This window comes from Rhizobium sp. 05L419 (assembly GCF_056397845.1).
The window spans coordinates 34545-41933 of record NZ_JBFTOF010000036.1 but is presented as its reverse complement, the minus strand read 5'-3'; the positions used below and the strand labels follow the sequence as shown (position 1 = coordinate 41933).

The following is a 7389-nucleotide window of genomic DNA, read 5'->3' as shown; positions in this document are numbered from 1 at the left end:
CTTCTCAACAAGCGAGCGCACGTTCATCATGTCATTGGTCATCGGTGGTCTTTCCGTCAGGTTGGTCTTGAACAACCCGACCCTACCGGAAAACACTGATGGCCACCTTACTCCTCAAAACCTACACCACGTGCCGGGACACGATCGAGTTCGGCGTCGGACTTCTTCAACGCCTTGTCCGCGTCTGCGAAGGCAAGCTACACCGGGCTTACGACTACCCGAACAATCAATACCAATCGACGCAGCATGGCATTTCCCTTTCTGCAGACCGGGCCGACGATCATCCGCTTGCCGGCTCACCGAATCTGAGGCGGCCGCGCTCAACATCAAGCGACATCGTCGCGGCATTGCGGCACTCCCGGGCAAAAGAGCCGAGGCTTCACCTGCAAAACAACATTCCACATCGTCAGTTTTACATGGCTTTAGTTGGATTGAAGGTGTTTCAAGGATACGATAAGTATTTAAAATACCACGTGAAACGAGCGCATGCCTACTATGAAGAAGCGCATTCTTGTCACCGGCGGCGCTGGGTTCTTAGGCGCAACTCTCTGCGAGCAGATGCTACTTGCACATGGGACGGTCAATATTCAGCTTGGGAAGCTTCGATAACCTGTCCAGCAACCGCCGACCCGACAGGCAGATCCACGGCGGAGCCAATCGAGAATAGCCAAGCAAAGCCTGGTTTCGGCAATGACAAGGTCAGGAGTTAACCGCGATCAAACTCGCGGCATTGACAGTAGCAAATTGAAAGTTGCACCATCTAATCCTTAAACTTTTTGGAGATTTTATGTTGTCGCGGTTTCTCAATGTCTTTGCGATTGTAATTGTTGCAGGTGCGCTTCTTTGGTGGGCGATGAGTTGGTGACTGAGATGATGAAATCGATAAGGATCGTTACTCTAGTTTTGCTGGCGCTGCCCGTATCAGAAGCAGCTCGGGCTGACACGCTTCCGCTTTCGAAGATCAACCACAAAATTGAGAACCACATTCAGCGCAGCAACACGAAGAAAAACGTTCAATGTCTCGCCTTTATACTGAAGGATTTTCAGGAACGAAAAATCCCCAAGTCGAGGATTCTCGTCACCTTCGACGATCCGAACATTGACGGCATTGGCATCGGACTGGACGAGACGGACGAGAACTACACTTGCGAAGCCGGTGAGCTCCGATCCTGGGAAGAGAATGAATACCAGGTTGCGAAGACATTTTAACAGGACGTGCATTTACTCGATCTCCGAGTCTCCATCAATATCCACGACGATGCCGCGCCGCAGCGCGACGAAAGGTTCCCTCTCTCAGACACAAGCCGCCGCACTGTTTTGGCGCAGCCTGTGGATAAGCCATCGCGTATCGTGAAGATTAGAAATCTTCACGCCCGATACTCGAATTTTCCGAGACCCCACGCACGGCCGACTTCGCGCTGCAGGTTCTTTCGCGCCTGCTATCCCACGCCGTCGATCCAATGGGAAAGATTGCATCGAACCCCTGCGAGGGAATCAAGCATCTGTACAGTCAGTCGCGCGCGGAAATCATCTGGACAGCAGACGACATCACACAGCTGAAGACGGAGGCATCTGCCGAAGTCGCTTTCGCCGTCGATCTTGCGGCTCATACAGGGCTGCGTGCTGGCGATCTCGTGCACCTGGCTTGGTTGCACGTCGGGACTGACGCAATCGTGATCACAACGGGCAAGAGCAAACACAGGAAAGAAGCCGTCATTCCCCGCTACGACGCGCTAAACGAATTGCTCAATCGCATCCCAAAGCACTCGCCGGTAATTCTGACCAACAGCCGCAAGCGCCCGTGGACACAGGATGGACTGGCGAGCTCGTTCTGGTCGACGAAAGTTGAGGCGCAAATGCAGGAGAGAGATCTTCACTTCCACGACCTGCGCGGCACCGCTGCAACCAACTTCTACACTGCCGGCCTGTCGATCCGCGTAATCGCCGAAATCATGGGTTGGGAAGAAGATCAGGTGGAAAAGATTATCCGCCGCTACGTGAGCCGTGGGGCCGCTACGCGAGAGGCAATCCGTCAGCTGAACGAGGCGCGCGAGCAGAAGAACGCCGACTCGAAAAGCACGAACGACGAACAGGCGCTGTGAAACTGCCTGTAAAACCACGGTTTGTTCCGTGGCTAAAATTGGTACCTAAGTGTCTGAAAAGGTTGCTGGAGCGGGTGAAGGGAATCGAACCCTCGTATTCAGCTTGGGAAGCTGCTGCTCTACCATTGAGCTACACCCGCGTCAGTGGGAGACTTCCAACAGAAGTCAGCCGGTGTCAAGCGGCTAGCTCTTTGTCATATGCGGAAGTGTTTCGAGAGCTTCAAGCCCTGCGCCTGATAGTTTGATCCGACGCCGGAACCGTAAAGGCTCGAGGGATGCTCCTGCATGTGTTCGTAGACGAGACGTCCGACGATCTGGCCGTCCTCGAGGATGAAGGGCACTTCGTGGCTGCGCACTTCGAGGACGGCGCGGCTACCGCGTCCGCCGGCCGGCGCGTGGCCGAAGCCCGGGTCGAAGAAGCCGGCATAGTGAACGCGGAACTCGCCGACCAGCGGATCGAAAGGCGTCATTTCGGCAGCGTAGTGCGGGGGTACGTGCACGGCCTCACGCGAGACGAGGATATAGAATTCATCCGGATCGAGGATAAGTTCGTTGCGCCCGCGGCTGAAGAGCGGCTCCCAGAAATCGTAGATATCGTGCTGCGCCTTCTTGTCGACGTCGACGACGGCCGTGTGATGCTTGCCGCGGTAACCGATCAGCCCGTCCTTGTCGCCTGCCAGGTCGATCGACAGCGCAATCGCCCCACCCGACACATTCGGCCGTTTGCTCGCCACCAGCGTTTCGGCATCATGCAGCGCCAGCAATTCAGGTTCGCCAAGCAGCGCATGACCGACGCGGAAGCGGATCTGAGACAGGCGCGAACCACGGCGAACGACGATCGGGAAGGTGCGCGGGCTGATCTCGAGATAGAGTGGCCCGGAATAGCCGGCGGGAATCTTGTCGAATTCCTGGGCATAGTCGGTGATCACGCGGGTGAAGATATCCAGGCGGCCGGTCGAGCTCTTGGGGTTTGCCGAGGCCGACATGTCGGCGGGCAGATCCAGTTTCTCCATCAGCGGCACGATGTAGACGCAGCCGGTCTCCAACACCGCACCTTCACTGAGATCTACGACGTGAAGGCTCAGGCGGTCCAGCTTGTCGGAAACGAGGTGAGACGGCCCCGGCATGAAGCTCGCGCGAACGCGGAACGCCTTGGCGCCAAGCCGCAGATCAAGGCTCGCGGGCTGGATCTGGTCGCGGTCCAGCTCGCGCTCGGAGATGAGACGCCCCGTTTCAAACAGCGCTGAGATCGCGCGGTCTGCCAAAATTCCTGTTTCGCGAGCCATCATGCCCCATCCATATTTGCCGCAGACAAAACCAAACTCAAGGAATTGACGCAAGCGCGGAACGGCAGTATTGCAGCTTTATCCCGTGGTGATTTGGCCGGTCGGCTTGCAGCCACGTTAAACAAGTGGCTAAATAGACCGGGGTTAAACCGGTCTGCATTCGCGGCCGGTTTTTTTGTGTTTGAAAGTGGTGATGGCATGAGCAAGACCTGGCGCCCGGCAACCCAACTCGTCCACGGCGGAACGATCCGCTCGCAATACGGCGAAACCTCCGAGGCAATCTACCTAACCCAGGGTTTCGTCTACGACACGGCGGAAGCCGCCGAGGCGCGCTTCAAGGGCGAGACCGAGGGCTACATCTATGCCCGCTACGGCAGCCCGACCAACGACATGTTCGAGAAGCGCATGTGCGCGATGGAAGGCGCTGAAGAAGCCCGGGCCACCGCCTCCGGCATGGCCGCCGTCGCCGCCGCCATCCTTTGCCAGGTGAAGGCCGGCGACCATATCGTGGCCGCCCGTGCCCTGTTTGGCTCTTGCCGCTGGGTGGTGGAGACCCTGGCGCCGAAATACGGCATCGAATGCACGCTGGTCGATGGACGCTCTCTGGAAAACTGGGAAAAGGCGATCCGCCCCAATACCAAAGTGTTTTTCCTGGAAAGCCCGACCAACCCGACGCTGGAAGTCGTCGATATCGCAGGCGTCGCCAAGCTGGCCAACCAGATCGGCGCCACTGTTGTCGTCGACAACGTATTTGCGACGCCGATCTTCCAGAAGCCCCTGGAACTGGGCGCACATATCGTCGTCTACTCCGCTACGAAGCATATCGACGGCCAGGGACGCAGCCTCGGCGGCGTGATCCTTTCCGACAGGGAATGGGTGACTGAGCATCTGCAGGACTATTACCGTCACACCGGCCCGGCAATGTCGCCGTTCACGGCATGGACGCTGCTGAAAGGCCTGGAGACGCTGCCGCTGCGCGTCAAGCAGCAGACCGAGAACGCTGCCAAGATCGCAGATTTCCTGGCCGACCAGAAGCAGGTCGCCAAGGTGATCTATCCCGGTCGAAAGGACCATCCGCAAGCCGATATCGTCGCCAAGCAGATGAAGGGCGGCTCGACGCTCGTGGCGATCGAGCTGAAGGGCGGCAAGGAAGCGGCGTTTGCGCTGCAGAATGCGCTTGAGATCGTCAGGATTTCCAACAATCTCGGCGACGCCAAGAGCCTGATCACGCACCCGGCGACGACCACGCATAAGAACCTCACGGATGAAGCCCGCGCGGAACTCGGCATCTCGGCGGGCACGGTTCGCCTCTCCGCAGGCATCGAGGACACGGACGACCTGATCGAGGATTTTGCTCAGGCGCTTGCCAAGGTGCAGGCGTAATAGCGCGACTGCTGGTCGGGTCCTATTTGGGTCCGACCAGCCTCGAAAATTCAGCAGGAACGCCGTCATTCGCGCCAGGCTGGCAAGGCGTTGCCCTCATTGCGCGAAAAATGTCGCCGTTGCGGGCATTTAAAGGGCGATGACCCGCGGGTTTATTGACGTGTCGAGCCTCTTATAAGATACCAGTAACGTATTCTGACTAAGGTGTAGGCATGTACCGCGCCCTGACACGAGACATCGAAGTGATCGTCGAGCCCTTTTATCTGGAGGAGCAATCCGACCCGGAGGATGATCGCTATGTCTGGGGCTACCGGATCGTTATCAGCAACAATTCCGATCTGACTGTCCGTCTTGTGAACCGCTACTGGAACATTACCGACCAGAACGGCGTGGTCGACGAGGTGACGGGTGCCGGGGTGGTTGGCGAGCAGCCGCGGCTGGAACCCGGCGACACCTACGAATACTCTTCCGGCTGCCCTCTCGACACGCCATCGGGCCTGATGTTCGGCCACTACCAGATGGAGACCGCCGAAGGCGAGTTCTTCGATGTCGAGATACCCGCCTTCTCCCTGGACTCGCCGGGACTGCTCAGAGTCCTGAACTGATCATTCCGCCGCCTGCGTCAGTTCTTCGACCTCGAAGCGATAGGTGGTGGAGCAGAATTCGCAGGTGACGGCGACCTGCCCCTCTTCCTGGCTGACGTCGATTTCCTCTGCTGAAAAGCCTCTGAGGACGCCTTTGATCTTCTCCCGCGAACAAGAACAGCGATCGAACACCGCGCGGGGCTCGTAAACGCGCACGCCGCGTTCATGGAACAGCCTGAAGAGCAGCCGCTCGGTGCCGACCAGGGGATCCGTCAGCTCGTCGGCGTCGATCGTCTCGACGAGCGAGCGCGCCTCGGCCCAGGCGTCGTCATCGGCGTGATGGCTCGCACTCGTATCGCCATCTCCACCGTGAAGATCCGGCTGGCGCATGCGCTCGGGCGCCTCGGGCAGGAACTGAGCAATAAGGCCGCCTGCCCGCCAACGATGGCGCGGCTTGCCCGCTTCGTCGCGGTCAAACAGCTCGGCAGCGGCTAGTCGGACGCGCGTCGGGATCTGTTCCGACTGGCGGAAGTAGGTGCCGGCGATGTCTTCGAGCGTGGCGCCATCAAGCGCGACGATGCCCTGATACGGTTGGCTGTACTTGCCCTGATCGATGGTGAAAGCAAGCATGCCTTTGCCGAGCAGCTGTTCCGGCTCGGTCTCGCCGGCGGCGACAGCCTTGTCCAGCAAGGTCTGATTGAAGCGGGCATAGGCGCGCACATTCTCCGGCGTCGCGAAATCGGCGACGAGCAGATCGACGGGGCCATCGCCCTTGGTCTGGACCGTGAACTTGCCTTCGAATTTCAGCGACGTGCCGAGCAGTACCGTCAGGGCGATCACTTCGGCCAGCAGCCGGGCGACCGGCGCGGGATAGCTGTGGCGCTCAAGGATTGCATCGAGCATCGGGCCGAGCTGGACGGCGCGCCCGCGCACATCCAGACCTTCGACCTGAAAGGGGACGACATGATCGTCGCCGGCGAAATCGAACTCGCCGAGGGCGGCTGCTGCTTCTGCCATGGTCTTCTCCTAGTCGTCAGAGCGGCAGACAGGTGTGCCCATCCGCTCGCGCGGCCACAGGCCCTTCCGGCCAAATGCGCCGTCCATTATGGTTCAGATCGCGCCCAGGCACCAAGCAAGAATCGACTTCTGCGCATGAAGACGGTTTTCCGCTTCATCGAAGACCACGGATTGCGGGCCGTCAATCACCTCGTCCGTAACTTCCTCACCACGATGGGCGGGCAGGCAGTGCATGAACAATGCATCCTTGCCGGCCTGTGCCATCAAAGCCGAATTGACTTGATAAGGCTGGAAGACGTTGTGACCCCGGGCCCGATGTTCCTGATTCATGGAGACCCAGGTATCGGTCACCACGCAATCGACGCCAGCGACCGCACGGTCGGCATCATGACCAAGCATGATTTCGGCGCCCTCATTGCGGGCCCAGTTCAGATAGTGATCCTTTGGCTCGGAACCAAGAGGCACCGCCATGTTCATGCGATAGCCGAAACGGGCAGCCCCCTCGATCAGCGAATGCAGCACGTTGTTGCCATCGCCCGTCCAGGCGACGGTCTTGCCCTTGATCGGGCCCCGATGCTCTTCAAAGGTCATGATATCGGCCATGATCTGGCAGGGATGGGTGTCGTCCGTCAGCGCATTGATCACAGGAACGGTTGCATGCTCGGCGAGCTCCAAAAGCCGCGAATGCTCGGTGGTGCGGATCATGATCGCATCGACATAGCGCGAGAGGACCTTGGCAGTGTCGCCGATCGTCTCGGCGCGTCCAAGCTGCATTTCCGTGCCAGACAGGAACAGCGTCTCGCCGCCGAGCTGACGCATGCCGACATCGAAGGAAACGCGCGTGCGGGTGGACGGCTTTTCGAAGATCATCGCCAGCATCTTGCCGGCGAGCGGCTTGTCGCCCTGTCCGGCCTTGAATGCCTGCTTGCGTGAAAGGGCGTCGTTCATGATGACCCGGAGATCGTTGGCCGTCACTGCAGAGAGATCGAGGAAGTGTTTGGGGGAAGCCATGTGTCT

Annotated in this window: 7 protein-coding genes, 1 tRNA gene, 1 pseudogene and 1 riboswitch; of the genes and pseudogenes, 5 read left to right on the top strand and 4 right to left on the bottom strand. The window is 59.0% G+C overall.

Annotation, left to right across the window (positions count from 1 at the left end; genetic code table 11):
- Positions 1 to 98: 98 nt before the first annotated feature.
- The 3 genes and pseudogenes from AC1DMK_RS28420 to AC1DMK_RS28410 all read left to right on the top strand — a co-directional run.
- Positions 99 to 710, top strand: a complete 612-nt coding sequence (locus tag AC1DMK_RS28420; protein WP_477863677.1) for a hypothetical protein — start codon at positions 99 to 101, stop codon at positions 708 to 710.
- Between the two features lie 136 nt (positions 711 to 846).
- On the top strand, positions 847 to 1209 hold the full coding sequence (locus AC1DMK_RS28415) for a hypothetical protein (protein WP_477863676.1): 363 nt from the start codon (positions 847 to 849) through the stop codon (positions 1207 to 1209).
- 161 nt (positions 1210 to 1370) lie between these two features.
- Positions 1371 to 2102 (top strand): annotated as a pseudogene (locus AC1DMK_RS28410) (tyrosine-type recombinase/integrase); the annotation flags it as partial.
- A gap of 66 nt (positions 2103 to 2168) precedes the next feature.
- Here AC1DMK_RS28410 and AC1DMK_RS28405 read toward each other — a convergent pair.
- A tRNA-Gly gene (locus tag AC1DMK_RS28405) sits at positions 2169 to 2242 on the bottom strand.
- A 54-nt stretch (positions 2243 to 2296) separates the two neighbouring features.
- Positions 2297 to 3391: a 2'-deoxycytidine 5'-triphosphate deaminase gene (locus AC1DMK_RS28400; protein ID WP_477863675.1), complete on the bottom strand. Its 1095-nt coding sequence runs from the start codon at positions 3389 to 3391 to the stop codon at positions 2297 to 2299.
- A 72-nt stretch (positions 3392 to 3463) separates the two neighbouring features.
- Positions 3464 to 3542: riboswitch (SAM riboswitch) on the top strand.
- A 44-nt stretch (positions 3543 to 3586) separates the two neighbouring features.
- On the opposite strand from AC1DMK_RS28400, the gene AC1DMK_RS28395 reads away from it, so the two are divergent.
- Positions 3587 to 4771, top strand: coding sequence for an O-succinylhomoserine sulfhydrylase (locus AC1DMK_RS28395; protein WP_037060710.1), 1185 nt, complete (start codon positions 3587 to 3589; stop codon positions 4769 to 4771).
- Positions 4772 to 4983: 212 nt separating this feature from the next.
- On the top strand, positions 4984 to 5376 hold the full coding sequence (gene apaG / locus AC1DMK_RS28390; RefSeq protein WP_037060708.1) for a Co2+/Mg2+ efflux protein ApaG: 393 nt from the start codon (positions 4984 to 4986) through the stop codon (positions 5374 to 5376).
- Here apaG and AC1DMK_RS28385 read toward each other — a convergent pair whose 3' ends face one another.
- Together AC1DMK_RS28385 and argF are read right to left on the bottom strand one after the other, a co-directional pair.
- The gene (locus tag AC1DMK_RS28385) at positions 5377 to 6372 is read right to left on the bottom strand and encodes an Hsp33 family molecular chaperone (protein ID WP_477863674.1); all 996 of its coding nucleotides are present in this window, start codon (positions 6370 to 6372) and stop codon (positions 5377 to 5379) included.
- Positions 6373 to 6465: 93 nt separating this feature from the next.
- Positions 6466 to 7383, bottom strand: coding sequence for an ornithine carbamoyltransferase (gene argF, locus AC1DMK_RS28380; protein WP_037060704.1), 918 nt, complete (start codon positions 7381 to 7383; stop codon positions 6466 to 6468).
- Between the last annotated feature and the right edge of the window lie 6 nt (positions 7384 to 7389).

Excerpts from the sequence above, each read along its gene's own strand:
- AC1DMK_RS28395 (WP_037060710.1), top strand. The coding sequence starts at position 3,587 with ATGAGCAAGACCTGGCGCCCGGCAACCCAACTCGTCCACGGCGGAACG.
- AC1DMK_RS28385 (WP_477863674.1), bottom strand. The coding sequence starts at position 6,372 with ATGGCAGAAGCAGCAGCCGCCCTCGGCGAGTTCGATTTCGCCGGCGAC.
- AC1DMK_RS28420 (WP_477863677.1), top strand. The coding sequence starts at position 99 with ATGGCCACCTTACTCCTCAAAACCTACACCACGTGCCGGGACACGATC.
- argF (WP_037060704.1), bottom strand. The coding sequence starts at position 7,383 with ATGGCTTCCCCCAAACACTTCCTCGATCTCTCTGCAGTGACGGCCAAC.
- AC1DMK_RS28400 (WP_477863675.1), bottom strand. The coding sequence starts at position 3,391 with ATGATGGCTCGCGAAACAGGAATTTTGGCAGACCGCGCGATCTCAGCG.
- apaG (WP_037060708.1), top strand. The coding sequence starts at position 4,984 with ATGTACCGCGCCCTGACACGAGACATCGAAGTGATCGTCGAGCCCTTT.